The sequence below is a fragment of the Thalassospira sp. MCCC 1A01148 genome (genome assembly GCF_001613795.1).
Lineage (GTDB): Bacteria > Pseudomonadota > Alphaproteobacteria > Rhodospirillales > Thalassospiraceae > Thalassospira.
In genome coordinates this window covers 1184060-1203532 of record NZ_LPVZ01000020.1, presented here as the reverse complement: position 1 = coordinate 1203532, position 19473 = coordinate 1184060, and the positions used below count along the sequence as shown (strand labels likewise).

At 55.4% G+C, this 19473-nt stretch carries 16 protein-coding genes and 1 tRNA gene; 10 read left to right on the top strand and 7 right to left on the bottom strand.

Annotation, left to right across the window (positions count from 1 at the left end; genetic code table 11):
• Nucleotides 1-64 precede the first annotated feature (64 nt).
• From AUQ43_RS14945 to dapB, 4 genes are all read left to right on the top strand, one after another.
• Entirely contained in the window at nt 65-565 is a 501-nt protein-coding gene (locus tag AUQ43_RS14945; protein ID WP_062956998.1) for a DUF2244 domain-containing protein, read from the top strand.
• 336 nt (nt 566-901) lie between these two features.
• Nucleotides 902-2818 carry a molecular chaperone DnaK gene (gene dnaK, locus AUQ43_RS14940; protein WP_062956997.1) on the top strand — a complete coding sequence of 639 codons (1917 nt, stop codon included), beginning with the start codon at nt 902-904 and terminating at the stop codon, nt 2816-2818.
• Nucleotides 2819-2922: 104 nt separating this feature from the next.
• Nucleotides 2923-4071: a molecular chaperone DnaJ gene (gene dnaJ, locus AUQ43_RS14935; RefSeq protein WP_062956996.1), complete on the top strand. Its 1149-nt coding sequence runs from the start codon at nt 2923-2925 to the stop codon at nt 4069-4071.
• A gap of 130 nt (nt 4072-4201) precedes the next feature.
• Nucleotides 4202-5002, top strand: a complete 801-nt coding sequence (gene dapB / locus AUQ43_RS14930) for a 4-hydroxy-tetrahydrodipicolinate reductase (protein ID WP_062956995.1) — start codon at nt 4202-4204, stop codon at nt 5000-5002.
• Between the two features lie 99 nt (nt 5003-5101).
• Here dapB and polA read toward each other — a convergent pair whose 3' ends face one another.
• On the bottom strand, nt 5102-7921 hold the full coding sequence (gene polA / locus AUQ43_RS14925) for a DNA polymerase I (protein WP_062956994.1): 2820 nt from the start codon (nt 7919-7921) through the stop codon (nt 5102-5104).
• 302 nt (nt 7922-8223) lie between these two features.
• On the opposite strand from polA, the gene AUQ43_RS14920 reads away from it, so the two are divergent.
• Both AUQ43_RS14920 and AUQ43_RS14915 read left to right on the top strand, forming a co-directional pair.
• Complete coding sequence (locus AUQ43_RS14920; RefSeq protein WP_062956993.1) at nt 8224-8985, top strand: hypothetical protein; 762 nt, start codon at nt 8224-8226, stop codon at nt 8983-8985.
• Nucleotides 8986-9027: 42 nt separating this feature from the next.
• A complete protein-coding gene (locus AUQ43_RS14915; RefSeq protein ID WP_062956992.1) occupies nt 9028-9600 on the top strand; it encodes an alpha/beta hydrolase in 573 nt (190 codons plus the stop codon).
• On the opposite strand, the gene AUQ43_RS14910 is transcribed toward AUQ43_RS14915, so the two are convergent.
• From AUQ43_RS14910 to AUQ43_RS14890, 5 genes are all read right to left on the bottom strand, one after another.
• Nucleotides 9601-10890 carry a folylpolyglutamate synthase/dihydrofolate synthase family protein gene (locus AUQ43_RS14910; protein WP_084272117.1) on the bottom strand — a complete coding sequence of 430 codons (1290 nt, stop codon included), beginning with the start codon at nt 10888-10890 and terminating at the stop codon, nt 9601-9603.
• 1 nt (nt 10891) lies between these two features.
• Nucleotides 10892-11818 (bottom strand): acetyl-CoA carboxylase, carboxyltransferase subunit beta, encoded by a 927-nt coding sequence (gene accD / locus AUQ43_RS14905; RefSeq protein ID WP_062956990.1) that lies wholly within the window; start codon nt 11816-11818, stop codon nt 10892-10894.
• Between the two features lie 55 nt (nt 11819-11873).
• Nucleotides 11874-12722: a tryptophan synthase subunit alpha gene (gene trpA, locus AUQ43_RS14900; protein ID WP_062956989.1), complete on the bottom strand. Its 849-nt coding sequence runs from the start codon at nt 12720-12722 to the stop codon at nt 11874-11876.
• Entirely contained in the window at nt 12719-13936 is a 1218-nt protein-coding gene (gene trpB, locus AUQ43_RS14895) for a tryptophan synthase subunit beta (RefSeq protein WP_114129816.1), read from the bottom strand. Before trpB ends, trpA begins: the two co-directional genes overlap by 4 nt.
• Before the next feature lie 148 nt (nt 13937-14084).
• Complete coding sequence (locus tag AUQ43_RS14890) at nt 14085-14264, bottom strand: zinc-finger domain-containing protein (protein WP_062957346.1); 180 nt, start codon at nt 14262-14264, stop codon at nt 14085-14087.
• Nucleotides 14265-14459: 195 nt separating this feature from the next.
• Here AUQ43_RS14890 and AUQ43_RS14885 point away from each other — a divergent pair, with 195 nt between their 5' ends.
• Nucleotides 14460-15422, top strand: coding sequence for an ABC transporter ATP-binding protein (locus tag AUQ43_RS14885; RefSeq protein WP_062956987.1), 963 nt, complete (start codon nt 14460-14462; stop codon nt 15420-15422).
• A 98-nt stretch (nt 15423-15520) separates the two neighbouring features.
• Here AUQ43_RS14885 and AUQ43_RS14880 read toward each other — a convergent pair whose 3' ends face one another.
• The gene (locus AUQ43_RS14880) at nt 15521-15808 is read right to left on the bottom strand and encodes a hypothetical protein (RefSeq protein ID WP_062956986.1); all 288 of its coding nucleotides are present in this window, start codon (nt 15806-15808) and stop codon (nt 15521-15523) included.
• A 312-nt stretch (nt 15809-16120) separates the two neighbouring features.
• On the opposite strand from AUQ43_RS14880, the gene AUQ43_RS14870 reads away from it, so the two are divergent.
• The 3 genes from AUQ43_RS14870 to AUQ43_RS14860 all read left to right on the top strand — a co-directional run bounded on the left by AUQ43_RS14870 (nt 16121) and on the right by AUQ43_RS14860 (nt 19434).
• Complete coding sequence (locus AUQ43_RS14870) at nt 16121-17062, top strand: alpha/beta hydrolase (RefSeq protein WP_062956984.1); 942 nt, start codon at nt 16121-16123, stop codon at nt 17060-17062.
• 408 nt (nt 17063-17470) lie between these two features.
• On the top strand, nt 17471-19207 hold the full coding sequence (locus AUQ43_RS14865) for an adenylate/guanylate cyclase domain-containing protein (RefSeq protein WP_062956983.1): 1737 nt from the start codon (nt 17471-17473) through the stop codon (nt 19205-19207).
• Nucleotides 19208-19357: 150 nt separating this feature from the next.
• A tRNA-Arg gene (locus AUQ43_RS14860) sits at nt 19358-19434 on the top strand.
• Nucleotides 19435-19473: the final 39 nt, after the last annotated feature.

Here is a 19473-nt window from a genome sequence, read left to right as displayed (position 1 = left end):
GACGTTGCTTCATTGGTGCAAGAAACCCTTCTGCGGATATCACTCAGCTTTCGTGAGACTGCAAATGCCAAACGTGCCGCGTTCAGCAAAACCGATCTTTCGGGTGGATCTGTTTCCGCCGCGGTCGCTGTCGCGCCGTGCGGCGCGAAATATTGTGCTGTTTCTGACAGGTCTGATCACGACCATCGGCTTTATTTTCTGGTCTGTGGGGGCGTGGCCGGTGATCGGGTTTCTGGGGCTGGATGTTGTCTTGCTGTCATTGGCGTTTTATTTCAGCTTCCGCTCTGCCCGGCAGGAAGAACGGATTGAACTTGCCCAAGGTAATCTCAGGGTGACGCGGATTTCGGTGCGCGGGGAACGTCAGGAATTTGATTTTCAGCCCTATTGGCTACGTGTCGTTTTGGAACGGGGCGAAGATGAACAGGCCACCCTTTTCCTGCGCACACATGGCAAAAGTCTGGAAATCGCACGTTTTCTGGGCCCAGATGAAAAGGAGAGCCTGGCGATCAAGCTTGAGGCTGTCTTGCGTCAGACCCGTTGTAATCCCGCCGATATTCCGATCTGAGTGCGCTGGTCTGAATGTTTTGCAACCCGGTTATGAAACAAATTGAAAGCCGGGTTTTACGCCTCCAAAACGGATGATTTCCCACGATTTTGCCAGTTTAAAGGGGTTATTGCCGTGGTGATCGGGTGAAAATTGCGGTTGGAAGGCAAAAAACAGCCAAGATTCCCCACTTTGACCGCTTGCGACTTTGTGGCGACTTTCATATATAGGTTCGCGGGGTAACGAAGAGCCCCCAGAAAAAATACGTGTATTACAACCATTGGTCCCAGGAGGTCCTGCGCGGCGCTTCAGTTCGGAGGCTGCGGGACGGACCGGCCGCTAAAAGAGGAACTTACTATGGGTAAGATTATTGGTATCGACCTTGGCACCACCAACTCCTGCGTAGCAGTTATGGACGGCAAAGAAGGCCGCGTGATTGAAAACAGCGAAGGTGCCCGTACTACTCCGTCAATGGTCGCTTTCACCGATGATGGTGAACGCCTTGTCGGTCAGCCGGCGAAACGCCAGGCAGTCACCAACCCGGAAAACACCCTGTTTGCCATCAAGCGTCTGATCGGTCGTCGTTATGGCGATCCGGAAGTCGAAAAAGACAAAGATCTTGTCCCGTACAAAATCATCTCGGGCGAGAACGGCGATGCTTGGGTTGAAGTCAATGGCGACAAAATGGCGCCGAGCCAGATCGCAGCCATGGTGCTTCAGAAAATGAAGGAAACCGCCGAAGGTCACCTTGGCGAAGAAGTTACCGAAGCCGTGATTACCGTTCCGGCATACTTCAACGACTCCCAGCGCCAGGCGACCAAAGACGCCGGCAAGATTGCTGGTCTTGAAGTCAAACGTATCATTAACGAGCCGACCGCAGCAGCACTTGCGTATGGTCTGGACAAGAAAGACGGCGGCACCGTGGTCGTTTATGACCTTGGTGGCGGTACCTTTGACGTGTCGGTTCTGGAAATCGGCGATGGTGTTTTCGAAGTTAAATCGACCAACGGTGATACCTTCCTTGGTGGTGAAGACTTCGACAAACAGATCATTGATTACCTTGCTGACGAGTTCAAAAAGGAACAGCAGATCGACCTTCGCAAGGACCGTCTGGCCCTGCAGCGTCTGAAAGAAGCTGCCGAGAAAGCCAAGATCGAGCTGTCCTCGTCGATGCAGACCGATGTCAACCTGCCGTTCATCACCGCAGACGCATCCGGCCCGAAACACCTCAACATCAAGCTGTCGCGTGCGAAGCTTGAAGGTCTGGTGTCCGATCTGATCGAACGCACCATGACCCCGTGCAAAGCGGCCCTGAAAGACGCCGGTATCACTGCAGGTGAAATCGACGACGTCATTCTGGTCGGCGGCATGACCCGTATGCCGAAGGTTCAGGAACGCGTTAAAGAGTTCTTTGGCCGTGATCCGCACAAAGGTGTGAACCCGGATGAGGTTGTTGCCCTTGGTGCCGCGATTCAGGGTGGTGTCCTGCAGGGTGACGTCAAAGACGTTCTTCTGCTTGATGTGACCCCGCTGTCGCTTGGTATCGAGACGCTCGGTGGTGTCTTCACCCGCCTGATCGACCGTAACACCACGATCCCGACCCGCAAGTCGCAGACCTTCTCGACCGCTGAAGACAATCAGACGGCCGTGACCATCCGCGTCTTCCAGGGTGAACGTGAAATGGCAGCCGATAACAAGATGCTTGGCCAGTTTGATCTGGTTGGTATCCCGCCGGCACCGCGCGGTGTTCCGCAGATTGAAGTGACCTTTGACATTGATGCCAACGGTATCGTCAACGTGTCTGCCAAGGACAAGGCGACCAACAAGGAACAGCAGATCCGTATTCAGGCATCTGGTGGTCTTTCCGATGACGAGATCGAAAACATGGTCAAGGACGCGGAAAGCAACGCCGAAGCCGACAAGAAGCGTAAAGCCCTTGTTGAAGCCCGCAACCAGGCAGAAGCCATCATCCACGCCACCGAAAAGAACCTTTCGGAGCATGGCGACAAGGTTGACGATGCGACCAAGTCGGAAATCGAAAACGCCCTGTCGGCTTTGAAAGAAGCCAAGGACGGTGAAGATCCCGAAGCCATCACCACCAAGCTGAATGAACTGCAGCAGGCCTCGATGAAACTTGGCGAAGCCATGTATCAGGCCCAGCAGGAAGAAGCTGGCGACGGTGAAGCGGCAGACGCTGATGCCTCTGCACAGGCGGACGACGGTGTTGTTGACGCCGACTTCGAAGAAGTCGATGACAACAAAAAAGACAAGTAAGGCGACCGCAGAGGTCGTCTTGAACGACGCCCTGTAAAGAAAAATCGGGCCGTTCCGGACGCAAGTATTTGCTGGAACGGCCCGACCGTATTTCGGAGTTACAGATGGCGAAAGAAGATTATTACGAGCTGTTGGGTGTCAGCAAAGATGCCAGCGCAGCCGAGCTGAAAAGCGCCTATCGCAAGCAAGCCATGAAATATCACCCGGATAAAAATCCGGGCGATACCGAAGCTGAAATCAAATTCAAGCAGGTTAACGAAGCCTACGAAATCCTGAAGGATCAGGAAAAACGTGCGGCCTATGACCGCTTTGGCCACGCCGCCTTCGAACAGGGTGGCCCCGGTGGCGGAGGCGGCTTTGGTGGCGGCTTCGGCGGTGGATTTGGTGGCGGTGGATTTGCCGACGTCTTTGACGAAATCTTTGGCGCCATGGGCGGCGGTCGCCGCGGTGGTGGCGGATCTTCCCGCGGGGCAGATCTGCGCTACAACATGGCGATCTCGCTTGAAGAAGCGTTCGAAGGCAAAAAGGCCGAGATTACCATCCCCGGGTCCGTATCGTGCGAAAGCTGTGACGGTACCGGTGCCGAAGCCGGTTCGCAGCCGGTCAATTGCCCGACCTGTAATGGTCACGGCAAGGTTCGCGCGCAGCAGGGATTCTTTACCATTGAACGCACCTGCCCGAGCTGCCATGGCAAGGGCAAGATCGTCAAGAACCCGTGCAAGGCCTGTCACGGTGTTGGCCGCGTCGAAAAGGAAAAGACCCTTCAGGTCACCATTCCGGCCGGTGTCGAAGACGGCACGCGCATTCGCCTTGCAGGCGAGGGCGAGGCAGGGACGAACGGGGCGCCAGCGGGCGATCTTTATATCTTTCTTGATATTGCCCATCACCGCTTCTTCCAGCGTGAAGGTGCCAACCTTTATTGCCGGATTCCGATCCCGATGGGCAAGGCTGCCCTTGGTGGCACCATCGAGGTGCCAACGATCGAAGGGACCCGTACGCGGATCAACATCCCGGCAGGCACACAATCCGGTCAGCAGCTTCGTCTGCGCGGCAAGGGGATGACCATCCTGCGCAGTCAGGCACGGGGTGACATGTTTGTCGAAGTCAGCGTCGAAACTCCGGTCAATCTGACAGACCGTCAGAAGGAACTGCTTGAGGAATTCGACGAGATTTCGCGCGAAGAAGGTTCCAGCCCGGAAAGCGAAGGGTTCTTTTCCAAGATGAAAGAAATCTGGAAAGACCTGACCGACTGATCGGCGTGTGCTGTGAAAGATTGATTTCCAAAACCCCCGGCAGCTTTGTCGGGGGTTTTGTTTTGCGCTGTCAGGGCCTTGTGTTAAAGCAATTACAAATTTGAACTTGCTTGCCCGGAGGAGACCGGAAATGAAGATCGGGATTGTTGGATGTGCTGGCCGTATGGGACGGATGCTGGTGAATGAAACCGCCAAGACCAAGGGCTGTGAAGTTGGTGGCGGCACGGACCTGCCCGGAAGCCCGTTCATCGGCAAGGACGTTACCCTGATCGCCGGTCTGGAAGAAAGCGGCGTTGTGGTCGGCGATGATCCCAAGGCGTTGTTTGAGGCCGTTGACGCGGTGATTGATTTCACCGCCCCGGCCGCGACGATGAAACATGCAAAACTGGCTGCAGAAACCGGCAAGATCCTTGTGATTGGCACCACGGGCCTGTCCAATGATCAGAAAGAAGAGCTGAAGGTTGCCGCCGAAAAGGCCCCGATCATCTTTGCCCCGAATATGAGTGTTGGTGTGAACCTGGCCTTTGCGCTGGTCGAGAAGGTGGCGAGCGTCCTGGACAAGGATGTGGCGGACATCGAAATCGTTGAAATGCACCATAAACACAAGGTCGATGCGCCGTCGGGCACAGCGCTTGGCCTGGGTGAAGCCGCGGCCAAGGGCCGTGGAGTGAAGCTTGATGAGGTTTCTGTGCGATCGCGCGATGGCCATACCGGTGCACGTGAAGACGGCACCATCGGCTTTGCGACCCTGCGCGGTGGTGATGTGGTTGGTGACCACACGGTTGTCTTTGCCTGCGAGGGAGAGCGGATCGAGATCACCCACAAGGCATCGTCACGCGAAGTCTTTGCCAAGGGTGCTGTCCGTGCCGCCAAATGGGCCGAAGGCAAGGCACCGGGGCTTTATTCCATGCGTGAAGTACTGGGACTCTAATCGCTTAGCGCGACAAAGCGAACCTAATACAAGAAGACCCCGCTGCAATGAACTGCAGCGGGGTCTTCTTTTTGGTTTCTGTGCGTTTGGACGCGCTGATCAGTGCGCGTCGGCCCAGCTATCGCCGGTGCCAGCATCAGCAATCAGCGGTACTGAAAGATGGGCGGCATTTTCCATGACCTCGCGGATGGTCTTGATCGCCCTTTCGGTTTCGTCTTCCGGGGCTTCAAAGATCAATTCATCGTGGACCTGAAGTAGCATGCGGGTCTTGAGCCCGGCATCAAGCAATGCACCGGGAACGGCGATCATCGCGCGTTTGATGATGTCTGCCGCCCCGCCCTGAATTGGGGCGTTGATGGCCGCACGTTCACCAAAGCTCCGGCGCATGCCATTCTTGTCATTGATGCCACTGATATGGATATGGCGGCCAAACAGGGTGCGGACAAAGCCGTGCTTTTTGGCAAATTCCTTGGCCTCGTCCATGTAATCGCGGATGCCGGGATAAATCTCGAAATAGGCTTCGATGAAGGCCTTGGCTTCTTTTTGCGGAATGCCAAGCTGGTTGGCCAGACCAAAGGCCGAGATGCCGTAAATGATGCCGAAGTTAATCGCCTTGGCCTTGCGGCGGACCATCGGGTCCATGCCCTCGATCGGCACACCAAAGACCTTTGAGGCGGTTGCGGCGTGGATGTCCTCGCCGTTCTTGAACGCTTCGCGAAGGGCTTCGATCTCGGCCACATGGGCCAAAAGGCGCAGCTCGATCTGCGAATAGTCGGCTGAAATCAGCTTGTGACCCGGCTCGGCGACAAAGGCGGTACGGATTTTCCGGCCTTCTTCGCTTCGGATCGGGATGTTTTGCAGGTTCGGGTCGTTGGATGACAAACGCCCGGTATTGACGTTGGTCTGTCCGTAACTGGTGTGTACCCGCCCTGTATTGGGATTGATGTGATGGGCAAGGGCGTCTGTATAGGTGCTTTTGAGCTTGGAAAGCTGACGCCATTCCAGAAGCTTGGCTGGCAGGTCATGGCCCTGTGCGGCCAGGGCTTCAAGCACGTCGGCCCCGGTCTGCCAGGCGCCGGTTTTGGTCTTTTTACCGCCGGGCAGGCTCATTTTATCAAACAGGATCTCGCCCAACTGCTTGGGACTGCCAAGATTGAATGGCTCGCCCGCCATTTCGTGAATGGTTTCTTCAAGCGATGCCATGCGTTTGGCGAAATCATCGGACAGGTTTTTCAGGATTTCGGCATCGACCTTGACCCCAAGGCCTTCCATCTTGGCCAGAACCGGGACCAGCGGACGATCAAGCGTCTCATAGACGCTGGCCATATGTTCCTGTGCGATGCGGGGTTTGAGCAATCGATGCAGGCGCAGTGTGATATCGGCATCCTCGGCCGCGTAATCGAGCGCCTTGTCGAGCGGGACCTGATCAAAGGTGATCTGGGTTTTGCCACTGCCACAGACGTCCTTGAAGGAAATCGGCTTGTAATCAAGATGCAGTTCGGCCAGTTCATCTATACCGTGCCCGTGGCTGGTGCCGTCAAGCACATAGGACAGCACCATGGTGTCATCCATCGGGGCAACATTGACGCCATGGCGGGCCAGAACGATCATATCGTATTTCAGGTTCTGACCGACCTTGAGAACACCCGGGTCTTCAAGTAGCGGTTTGAGAAGCTCAATCGCGCGTTCAAGCTTGATTTGCTTGGGCGCGTCCTTGTTTTCAGCAGGATTGTCGCCGAAGTCAAAGCCACCTTGTGCCTCGCCACCAACATGGCCGAGCGGGATGTAGCAGCCATTGCCGGGCTCGGTCGAAAGCGAAATGCCGACCAGTTTGGCCTGATGGGCATCAAGGGATGTGGTTTCGGTATCAACCGCGACGGTGCCAAGATACTCGGCCTCGGAAATCCAGTGCTTTAGACGATCTTCATCCTGCACCAGTTCATATTCGGCCTTTCCGACCTTGATATCATTGACGCCAACACCGGCGGCCGTCGGGCTTTCAAACTCAACATCGCCGCCAAATTTCGACTTTACTTTAGAAAGCAATGATTTAAAGCCGTGACTTGCGATGAAGCTTAAAAGAACTTCGGGATCAGGTTCGCGCAATTCGAAGTCACCCAGCGGTTCAACCACCGGCACATCGGTCTTGAGCGTCACCAGATCGCGCGAAATACGGGCAAGTTCGGCATTTTCGATCAGTTTCTCGCGGCGCTTGGGCTGTTTGATTTCGCCAGCGCGCTCCAGTAGAGAATCAAGATCACCATATTCATCAATAAGTTGTGCGGCGGTCTTAACACCAATGCCCGGCACACCGGGCACGTTATCAACGGAATCGCCTGCAAGGGCCTGAATATCAATGACCTTGTCCGGGTTGACGCCGAATTTTTCCAGAACTTCGGCAGCACCGATGGTGCGATTCTTCATCGCATCAAACATTTGCACCCGATCGGTGACAAGTTGCATGAGGTCCTTGTCCGAAGACACGATAATCACGTCAGAACCTTCTGCCTCGGCCTGGCGGGCATAGGTCGCGATCAGATCGTCGGCTTCAAAGCCGTCAAGTTCGATCGACGGCAGGTTGAAAGCGCGTGTCGCATCACGGATCAGGCCGAACTGCGGGACCAGTTCTTCGGGGGGTGGCGGACGATGTGCCTTGTAATCCGGATAGAAGTCGTTGCGGAACGACTTGCCCTTGGTGTCAAAGATCACCGCCATATGGTCGGGTTTGGTATCTTCGCGCAGCTTCATCAGCATGGTGCAGAAGCCATAGACCGCATTCACCGGCGTGCCATCGGGGCTCGTCATCGGTGGCAGGGCGTGGAAAGCGCGGAAAATAAAGCCGGAACCGTCAACCAGAACGACGCGACGCGGGGCTTTGTCGGCGGACGAACCGGTATCGGACGGGGCGGAATCTGTCATGCGTCTCGTGCTCTTTTATGCGTGAAAATGATTGGCCCGAAGAATGCCCGATCCGGGCCCTTAAGTCGAGTACCGCCTGCCGATTTCAGGCAAAAACAACCCGACCTCCTGACAGATTTGGGCAAGAGAGTTTGATGGTGTTCAGAGCTTGCACTCGATAAAGTTTCGAATTCGAAACAAGAACGGTAACGCCCTCATTCGCGGGGTTTTCTAGCACGGTTCTTCTTTGTGCTTATCAGCTTGCCCCGGGATTGCTATGGTAACGAATAACTTCATCCCAAGGGACATGGGAGATCGGGTTCGTGGCCCGGAAAACAAGCAAGCCGGAATTCTTGCCAAAAGGCATCGGCGTGGAAACTGCAGGTCCGGCGCGTGAGCTTTCAGATGATATGAAGCTCGCCACCCGGAAACGCAAAAAGCAGAAAGACCGTCGCAATGCGAACGGTACGGGATGGCGCAGGTTTTTTAGCGTCAGCGTTTGGCTGCGCTTTATTCTCACCTTCGGGATCTTTGGTCTGATCGTCCATGGCTTGTTTGTTGTCTTTGGCATTTACGAACGCAATCAACGTCTTGCCAATTTTGATCACTTCATCTTGCTGATCAAACTCGTGGTCTTTGTCGCGCTGATGTATCTGTTCTATGCGATGCTGATGCATTATGGCCCGATCCGCCACAAGGTACGCGGTATCTTCTTTTTGGCACTTGCCCCGGTGGCCGCGCTTTGCATTTTCATGATCTATGGCGGCGGGCAGATTTTTGGCAGTTTTATACCGGTTTTGCAGTTCCTGACCCTGACCGTCGGTGTGGGTGGATTTTTGCTGTATGTGCTGGGTTATACTTGGATTACCGGGCGCAAGGTCAAACGCGAGGCGGCCAAAAATGGCGACCCCGGATTGACCAAAAATGACGACACCAAAAAGGGTAACAAGGGTCTGCCGCCCCCGGTTCAGGGTGATCGCCGCCGTGTGCACAAGGCAGGTAATCTGCGCCTGCGCAGTACCGACGGTGGTGGCGGACCGACAAATGGCAATGCGCGCCGCAAAGTCGAGTTGCCCGACGTCTGAACACGGACGGTTTGATGACCGCTGAAAAATGACGGAGGCATCATGGCAGTGAAACGTGATCTGGTTTTTATCCACAGTGCTGGCCCGCAAGGCGGTAAGAATGGCAGTACCGGCCTGATTTCACGGCTTGAAGCGGCATTGGGCGACAAATTCAACATCATCGCACCCTTGATGCCCGCTCCTGAGCGCCCGGATATAGATGCATGGTTGTCTCAGATCGACCAGACGGTATCGCAAGCGAAATCAGGGGCCGTTTTGGTTGGCCATTCGCTTGGTGGATCATCCATTTTGCAATACTTGGCGCGAAACCCCGATATCTGGCGCGGCAAGGACCGATTTTCCGCGATCTTTAGCATCGCCGCACCGTTTTGGGGGCTGGCGGATTGGGAAGTCACTGAGTTTTCTCTGACCGAGGATGAAGTTGCGGTCCTAGAAGAATGTAAACCAATGCATTTTTGCCACAGCGTCGATGACAAAATTGTCAGGTTCGCGCATTGCGAAACCTATCTGCAGCACTTCGCCCACGCGGACCAAATTCGGTTAAACACCGCCGGACACTTACTGTTAGACGGTGATATTACGGCATTGATTGAGAAAATTCTTATATACGCTTGATCAGGCGTGATTTTCCAGAACCAGCCCGGCCAGATAAAGCGAACCGAGAATCAGTACCCGCTTCGGCGTTGCACAGGCATCCAGAAGCGGCGTAATGGCCGCTTCGAACCCGTCACAGGAAAAGGCCGGGCTAATACCGGACGCAATCGCGGCATCACGCAGTGTTTCGGGCAGGTGGGCCTGATGTTCGCCGGGGATCGGGACGCCGGCAAAGGCTGTGATGTGTGTTACCAACGGTTTGAGGAATGCCTTGGCATCGCGATTATCAAGCATGCCCATGATCACCACGGTATCGCCAGCGGGCTGACGCGATAGCCAGTCGGCGATGGCTTCGGACGCGGCGATGTTGTGGCCACCATCCAGAATCAGCTCGCAGCCAGCAGGCAAGGCATCACACAGTGGCCCGGTGGTCAGTTTTTGCAGACGTGCAGGCCAGCTTGCGGTTTCAAGGCCGCGCGCAAGGATATCCGTATCCATGCCGTCAGAGCCGGGAATACCCGCCTTGCGCACGGTGGCAATCGCGGTGGCGGCATTGGTGTATTGATGGCGCCCGGGCAGGGCCGGGTGTGGCAGGTCGATCTGATCGGTGCCAATGCGAATGGCAAAGCCGTCTTCGCGTTCTTCAATGACGGCGAAATCATTGAAGATCGGGGCCGAGATCCGGTTGGCATAGCAGGCCAGTTTATTAAAGGCCTCAAGGCTTTGCGGGGCAGTGATACAGGGAACCCCGGTTTTCATGATCCCGGCTTTTTCAAAGGCGATCTTGGCAATTGTATCGCCAAGGAACCCCTGATGATCGAGCGAAATCGGGGTAATCACGGTTGCTGCCGGGGTATCAATGACGTTGGATGCATCCACGCGCCCGCCAAGACCGGTTTCAAGCAACAAAACATCGGCTGGAACGCGCGAAAAGGCAAGGAACGCCGCCGCCTGGGTGATTTCAAAGAAGGTAATCGATTCCCCGCCATTGACCGCTTCGACTTCTTCAAGAAGTTCACAAAGCGCATCTTCGGAGATCATGTCCCCGGCAAGGGTGATACGTTCGTGGAAGCGCACCAGGTGCGGCGAGGTGGAGCAATGCACCCGAAGACCCGCAGCCTCGTAGATCGCCCGCAGATAGGCCAGGGTCGATCCCTTGCCATTGGTGCCGGCAATATGAATGACAGGGGGAAGGGCAAGGTGCGGATTGCCCAGCTTTTCAAGCAGTCGGGTAATCCGCCCCAGCGAAAGATCGATGACTTTCGGGTGCAGCTTGCCGAGGCGAGCAAGGATTGCGTCGCTGCCCGCCAAGTTATTTATCCGCACTCGGAGTTTTGGATTTGGTCGATTTCGCCTTGGCATCCTTGATCGGGACCACAGCCGCACCCGGTTTGGTGCGACGGATCATGTCGATCAGGCGGCCAAAGGTCGCGTTCAGTTCCGAACGCGGCACGACCATATCCACCATGCCATGTTCCAGAAGGTATTCGGCCGTCTGGAAGTCATCCGGCAGTTTTTCGCGGATGGTGCTTTCGATCACGCGACGCCCGGCAAAGCCGATTTGTGCGCCCGGCTCGGCGATCTGGATATCGCCCAGCATGGCAAAGGATGCCGAAACACCGCCGGTGGTCGGATCGGTCAGAAGCACGAAATAGGGCAGACCCTGTTCCTTGACCTTTTCAATCGCCGCCGTGGTGCGGGCCATCTGCATCAGGCTGAGAATGCCTTCCTGCATACGTGCGCCACCCGAAGCCGGTACGATGATCAGGGCCGCATCCTGCACACAGGCCAGTTCGGCTGCAGCAACAATGCCTTCGCCCACCGCAATGCCCATTGATCCGCCCATGAAGGAGAAGTCAAAAACAGCAACAACGGTCGCATGACCGCCGACTTCGCCGTGCGCCACAGCCAGCGCATCCTTGAAGGTCGCTTTGGCCTGTGCGGCCTTGAGGCGGTCGGTATATTTCTTCTGATCGCGGAATCTCAGCGGATCGACCGGGACATTCGGCAGTTCGATGGTCTGGTACTTGCCATCATCAAACAGGGTCGCAAGACGGTCCTTGGCAGAAATGCGCATGTGATGACCGCAGTGCTGGCAAACATGATTGTTCTTTGCCAGATCGCGGTGGAAAATCATCTGTTCGCAAGATTTGCATTTGTGCCACAGATTTTCGGGCACATCAGTGCGGCGAACAAGTTTCTGAATCTTTGGACGGACGAATTCAGTCAGCCACGACATATCGGATACTGATCCTTGGTTCTGTCTATATCGGTTCTTTCAAACGCAGCACAGCTTACTTGCGCGCGTTTCGGACCCCGTTTGCAAGTTCACGCACAAGGCCGGTAACCATAGAGGCGGTCTTATCGGTGGCCTTGCCGTTTTCGTCAAGACTTTCGGCAATTTTTGATACGATTGCCGAACCTACCACCGCGGCATCTGCCTGCTTTGCCACGTCTGCTGCCTGTTCGGCAGTCTTGATGCCAAATCCGACCGCAATCGGAAGGTCGGTATGGCGCTTCAGACGCCCCATCGCTTCGACAATCTGGTCATTGCTGGCCGATCCGGCACCGGTCACACCGGCAACCGAGACATAGTAAACAAAGCCCGAGGTATTCTGAACAAGTTTCGGAAGACGCTTGTCATCAGAGGTCGGCGTGGTCAGGCGGATAAAGGACAGGCCCTTTTCCACCGTCGGGATGCACAGTTCCGGATCTTCTTCTGGCGGCAAATCAACAACGATCAGGCCATCAACACCGGCATTGCGTGCATCTTCAAGAAATTCGGCAACGCCATAGATATAGATCGGGTTGTAATAGCCCATCAGAATGATCGGCGTTTCATGGTCCTGATCGCGGAAGCCGCGCACAATCGACAGGGTCTTGCGCATATGCATGCCGGCATCAAGGGCCCGGATCGATGCTTCCTGAATGGCGGGGCCATCGGCCATCGGGTCGGTAAACGGCATGCCCAGCTCGATGATGTCTGCACCGGCATCAGGCAGCTGTTTGAGGATTTCAAACGAGGTTTCCGGGTCCGGATCGCCTGCAGTGATAAAGGTTACCAGACCTGCACGGTCTTCTTCCTTGAGCTTGGCAAAACGTTTGGCGATGCGGTCCTGGCCGCCGATGATAGCGTCGCTCACAATTCTACTCCCAGTGCTTCGGCCACGGTAAAGATGTCCTTGTCACCCCGGCCACTCAGACACATGAGGATGATCTGGTCCTTGCCCATTTTCGGGGCCTCTTTCATGATCTGCGCAATCGCGTGGCTGCATTCCAGTGCCGGAATGATGCCTTCAAGTTCCGAACAGAGTTTGAAGGCCTCAAGCGCCTCTTTATCCGTGATCGGCTCATAGCGCGCGCGACCGATATCCTTAAGCCAGCTGTGCTCCGGCCCGATGCCCGGATAATCCAGACCGGCCGAAATCGAATCGGCTTCCTTGATCTGGCCGTCATCATCCATCAGCAGATAGGTCCGGTTGCCGTGCAGAACACCCGGCCGACCGGCAGACAGGCTTGCGGCATGGTTGCCGGTGTGAACGCCGTGACCGGCGGCTTCGACACCCACGACATCAACGCCCTTGTCATCCAGGAACGGATGGAACAGGCCAATCGCATTCGAACCGCCACCGACAGAGGCAATCACCTGATCGGGCAGGCGGCCTTCGGCTTCCATGATCTGTTGACGGGATTCGTTGCCAATTACTGACTGGAAATCACGGACCATTTCCGGATAGGGGTGCGGGCCAGCAGCGGTACCGATGATATAGAACGTATCTTCAACGTTGGTGACCCAGTCACGCAGGGCTTCGTTCATCGCATCCTTGAGCGAATTTGAGCCCGATACCACCGGTTTGACTTCGGCACCAAGCAGGCGCATGCGGAACACGTTGGGCGACTGACGTTCGATGTCCTTCGAACCCATATAGACCGTGCAGGGCAGGCCAAAGCGTGCACAAACGGTCGCGGTCGCAACGCCATGCTGACCAGCACCGGTTTCGGCGATAATACGGGTTTTGCCCATGCGCTTGGCCAACAGGATCTGGCCGATGCAGTTGTTGATCTTGTGCGCGCCGGTATGGTTGAGATCCTCGCGCTTGAAATAGATTTTTGCGCCGCCAAGGTGCTCGGACAGGCGTTCGGCAAAATAAAGCGGATTTTCACGGCCAACATAGTGACGGAGATAGTAGTCCATCTCCTTTTTGAAGGCGGGGTCTGCCTTGGCGTCCTTATAGGCCTGTTCCAGCTCCAGGATCAGCGGCATCAGGGTTTCGGCGACAAAGCGTCCACCGAAATTGCCAAAATGTCCGTCCGGATCGGGCAGGGCGCGAAAGCTGTTAGGTGCAGAAGACGTCATGGAAGTTCCCCGTGGATTGGCCGTGATGGCGTTCACGACAGCATAGGCAGGTACAAATCAGGTGACACTATATGGTTTGCCAGACCGCCAGTGCGCAAGGACCGGCGGTGTCTGGCCCCATACTGTACCCGAAATAGCAGGGTTTGGATTAGTGGGCTGCGTGCTCGGCCAAGGATTTGTCGAAGATATATTTTTTCGAGCAGTACGGGCAGACCACCTCACCCTTGTCCTCAAGATTGAGGTAAACGGTCGGGTGCCCAAGGTGACCTTTTCCGCCGTCACAGGCAACATTTAACGTGCCGACTTTGATTTCTTCGGTGATCTTCATATATCCAGTTCCAAGTTTGCCATTTTCAGGCTTGTATGACCATCGGGATTGGCCACGCACTGTGGACAGCATTGACCCCGGTTTCCCGGGAATGATACCGATTGGGCATATTCAATCAATACTTCCGCGTGCTCATGGCGCCCCATGGTCTTAGCGCAAACAGGCGACGCGGAAAAGAGTGGAGATCACTGACATATGACTGCAATGCCCGACTATGCCATCGAAGTCGAGGGGCTGACAAAGGTCTATAAGGGATCAAACGGCGAAAAACTCGCCCTTGATAACGTTTCGCTCAAAATACCGCGCGGCTCGTTTTTTGCCCTGCTGGGTCCGAACGGTGCCGGAAAATCTACATTTATCAACATCCTGGCCGGTCTCGTGACCAAGTCCAGCGGTACGGCAAAAATCTGGGGATATGATATCGAAGCCCAGATGCGTGCAGCACGCTGTTCCATCGGGATTGTGCCCCAGGAACTGAACCTTGATGCATTTTTCACCCCGCGTCAGGTGATGGAATTGCAGGCGGGCCTGTATGGCGTGCCCAAACCCGAACGCCGCACCGACGAGATTCTGGCCGCCATTGGCCTGGCAGACAAGGCAGACTCGTATGCCCGTTCGCTGTCGGGCGGGATGCGTCGCCGTCTTCTGGTCGGCAAGGCCATGGTGCATACACCGCCCGTACTGGTCCTTGATGAACCGACGGCCGGTGTCGATATCGAACTGCGCCAGCAGCTTTGGGCTTACGTCAAGGAACTGAACGCGGCGGGTGTGACCATCGTCCTGACCACGCATTATCTTGAAGAAGCCGAAGAACTGTGTGACGAGATCGCGATCATCAATCAGGGCAACGTGATTGCCCATGAAGACAAGCGCAGCCTGCTGCGCCGGATTGATCACAAGACGCTGATTCTGACCGTGAACAACGAACTGAACGCAGTACCCGAAGCTCTGTCGCCCTGGGGTGCGGAGCTTAAATCGGAAAACCAGATCGCCCTTCATTACCGCCCAAGCAACACGCAGATGGCGGAGATCCTTGAGGCGATTCACGGCTGTGGCCTTGCGATCAAGGACTTGTCGACCGAAGAAGGCGATCTGGAAGACATCTTCCTGATGCTGACGCGTGACAATAACAAGGAACGCGCAGGCAAGGCTGCGTGATCCTGACGGCCTGAACCTGGTCTGTGATTTGGCCAGATATGCAAAACCCCGCAAGAAAACTTGCGGGGTTTTGTGTGATTACGTTTTGAACCGCTTGATTACTTGAACCTGTTGGAAGCCGCCTTCATCGCGGCTTCAATCGAGTCCCAAGCGTTATCCATGCCCGCTTTCAGGTCGTTCCAGGCGTCATCGCTTGATTGCTGCAATTCGCGGAGCTTCTGCTCGGCCTCGTCTTGCATGGCGCGCAGTTCCTGGACCTGTTTCTGATATTGCAGTTGTACGTCGGCTTCTGCCAAATCAGCCTGCGCCTTAAGCTTGTCAATCTGGGCACTCCACTCGTTGAGTTGGGCTTCCAGTTTTTTCTCGTAAGCTTCTTTCATGCTCATGGTCGTATCCTTTCGTTGGAAAACGTGTGGAACGATCGTTATGGCAACAAGGCAAAATAACCAATGTCTGCATCTGTCATTGGATTAAAAAACCCGCTGAACCTGCTGTAGTTCTACTAGATTGCGCCGATTGGTTAAACCTTAAACCAGAATTTCCTCAATAACCCGTCTGCCTGCCTGGAATATGTAATGTGTGACAACACCTTGCGGGCGAACGCATTATGATCTTCATTGAGTGTCCCTGTTTCCTGCTTAGGGTTGGTCGCCGTCTTGTCAGCGTATTTTTTGCGTCCCGTTTTTCGCCTTTGTGCCATGCTTTTGTTTGCCGGGATGGTTGGCGCCTGTGCGCCGACCGTTCGTCCGGCGGGGCCACCGATTGCCCAGACCGTGCTTGGGCCAGATGTTTTTGTTGCGGCTGACGGGACGGAGCTGCCGTTGCAAAGCTGGGGTGATCTTGAAAATCCCGATGCGGTGATTCTTGGTCTGCACGGGATGGGCGATTATGCCAATGCCTTCATGGAGTTGGGCGAGCAGATCGGCCCAAGCGGGATTGCCATTTATGCCTTTGATCAGCGGGGCTTTGGTCGAAGCCCGTCGCGCCCGTTCTGGGCCGGCGCGGCAAGCCTTGTCAATGATGCCAGCGATGTTTTGACCCTGTTGCGCGCACGTTACCCTGATACGCCGGTTTATCTTCTGGGCAATTCAATGGGCGGGGCGGTGGCAATCATTACCGCAGCTACCCGTGGGCATTTGATGGATGGATTGGTTCTGGTGGCACCCGCAGTTTGGAACCGCGATATGATGCCGTGGTATCAGACAGCCCCGCTTTCGATCATGTCGCACAGCCTGCCCTGGTTGCCGCTAACCGGGCAGGGGCTTGATATCTGGCCGTCAGACAATATCGAAATGCTGCGTCGGCTTTCGCGTGATCCATACATGATGTCCGCCGTTCGGGTCGATCTGATCGCTGGTGTTGCGGATATCATGGATCTGGCGCGCATTCGCGCCCGCGACATTTCAGTGCCGACCCTTTTGCTGTCGGGCGTGCAGGATCAGGTGATCCCGCCCGATGCGGTTGTGGCCCTTGATGATGAACTCTCAAGCCTTGGTCTGCCTGCCTATCATCGCTGCCTCTATCGGGCGGGTTATCACATGCTGCTGCGCGATCTGAACGGGCCGGTGGCGATCGAGGATATCCGGCGTTGGGTGATGGGTGGGCAAACCGATCAAAATTATTCCTGCACCATTAACTGATTGCGTTTTGACCACCAATGCATGATCAGGTAGCCTTTTCAAGGGTCAGGACCCGTCAATATGGTTACAGTGGCAATCGCTATCTATGCGAAATACTAGGAAATGTTCGAAGAGCGGGCTAATGCCCGGTCGAGGACTTTGACGCAGAAGGTTGCATAGATAGCGATTGTCCTTCGGATCAGTAAAATTTGCACCGCTACTTTGTCGCAAAATCTTGAAATATAAATATATCCCTGCGATCTTGCTTCGCGTATCCGCACAAATTTTGCAGACCACTGCAAGCATATTGACGGGTCCTGACCCTGCAGTTGCAATGCATTATGCGGGTTGTCGAACCGCTGTTTCGTTCCGATATGCCAAGCAGCGTTTGACGGTGCACCATCACTTAACCGGAGGATCAGGACCGGCATGCTAAGGACCATTCGGGCGAAGTTCCTGGGTGTCGCGGCCTTTTTTGTCGTGTGGCTCGTCGTGGCCACCGGGTTCTCCGTGATCCAGTCCCTTGGCATCAATGGCGATCTTGAAGCGGTGTCGCGCTATGTCACGCCGGTCAAGGACTCGCTTTCGGATGTTCGTGCGCGCCAGCTTGAACAGATTTCACTGATTGACCGATACATGCGCGTGGTCGAACGTGACGGGCCGCAGACATCGCTTTTGAATGGTCTCGAAATCGAAATCGAAGCCAAGCAAACCCAGATCGAACAGGCGTTTCGCAAATCCTTTACCTTTGCGGCCCTTGGTCGGGCGCAGGCATCCGGTCATTTTGACGAAGGCGTACTGCTTGATCTTGATGTGCGCATGCGTGAATTCGCCGATGTGTCGGCACAGTTTTCCCTTGGTGTTGAACGGCTGCTTGATCAGGTCAGCGAGGGCAATCTTCCCGATGCCGGGGCGCAGGAAAAAACCGTGCGCGGCCTGCACCGGATTATCGTGCTGAACCTGCGCAACGAAATTCGCCTGCTTGAAGATTACGCCGCCGATACGGTGGAAAACGTTTCCAAGCGCGAAGATTTCCTGATTCAGGCCGAATTCATCATGATGCTGGCCGCCGTGATTATCGGTATCTCGCTGGCCTATTACATGGCGCATGCGGTGGTGATTGCCGTGCGCAAGACGACCAATGCGCTTAACTCCGTTCAATCGGGCAAGCTTGATACCAAGCTTGAATTCAGCACCAAGGGTGATTTTGGCCGCATGGCCGATGCCTTTAACCGCATGACCCGTGAACTCCGTGTGCGGTTTCGGATGCGCGAACGGTTTGGCAAATATGTCGATCCGAAAGTCATCAATAATCTTATCAATCAGGAAACCGCGCTTGAGAATTCCGAAAAGCGCGTGATGACGGTCAGTGTCGTGAACCTGACCGGGTTTGACTGGCTGGCCGAACATACCCCGCCCGAAAAACTTGTCGATTTCCTCAATGACTATCTGACCGCGATGACCGAACCGATTGCCAATCAAAGCGGCATTATCGACAACTTTGTTGGTGACCGGGTGATTGGCTTCTGGGGTCCACCCTTCTGCGGCGAAGGGGCGCATGCCAAGCATGCCTGTCAGGCCGCCCTTGAACAGGTCGCGCGCTTTAACGCGCTCAAGACCAAATATGCCGATCTGATCGGTGATCATGGCCTTGAAATCCGTGTTGGCATTGCGACCGGCGAGGTCGTGGTTGGTTCCATCGGCACGGATAAATCCCGCGCCTATACCGTGGTTGGCGATTGCGTGAACTACGCCAACCGCCTTGAAAAGGCCAACCGGGTTTATGGCACGCAAATTCTCGCGTCCCACGAAACCGCCAGCATGGCATCGGGCGAGGTTGAAATGCGCGATCTGGATCATGTGGTGCTGCTGGGTACGGAAAAGGTTGTCTTCCTTTACGAAGTCCTCGCCCCCGGTGGACAGCTTTCCGATGAACGGCGCGAATGGCGCAGCAAATATGAAACCGCCATGGCGCATTATCGCGATGGCAATTTCGATGCCGCCCGCCCGCTGTATGAAGAAGTCATGGAATTTGATGACAGCGACTTTGCCGCCCAGCTGATGATGAACCGGATGGAACGCCTTGAGAGGCGCGAACAGGACCGCGAATGGAACGGCACCTGGGTGGTGCGTGACCCATATGAACGCCGCGACGTCGAAAGCTGATTGCAGCCGGAACCTGCCAAGGTTACCTTAACCGGGATTGGTGATGACGAAGGTGCCAAAAGGGTTCGAAAACCCTTGCCCGTTCAGGCCAAAACCTGTATCACCCATCGCACTCGGGCCACATATTCCAGTCATGGCCCCATATATTGCGCACCCGTAGCTCAGCTGGATAGAGCGTCGCCCTCCGAAGGCGAAGGCCACAGGTTCGAATCCTGTCGGGTGCGCCAATTCTCTCCAAAATCATAGCCTTGTTTGTGCTGGTATTT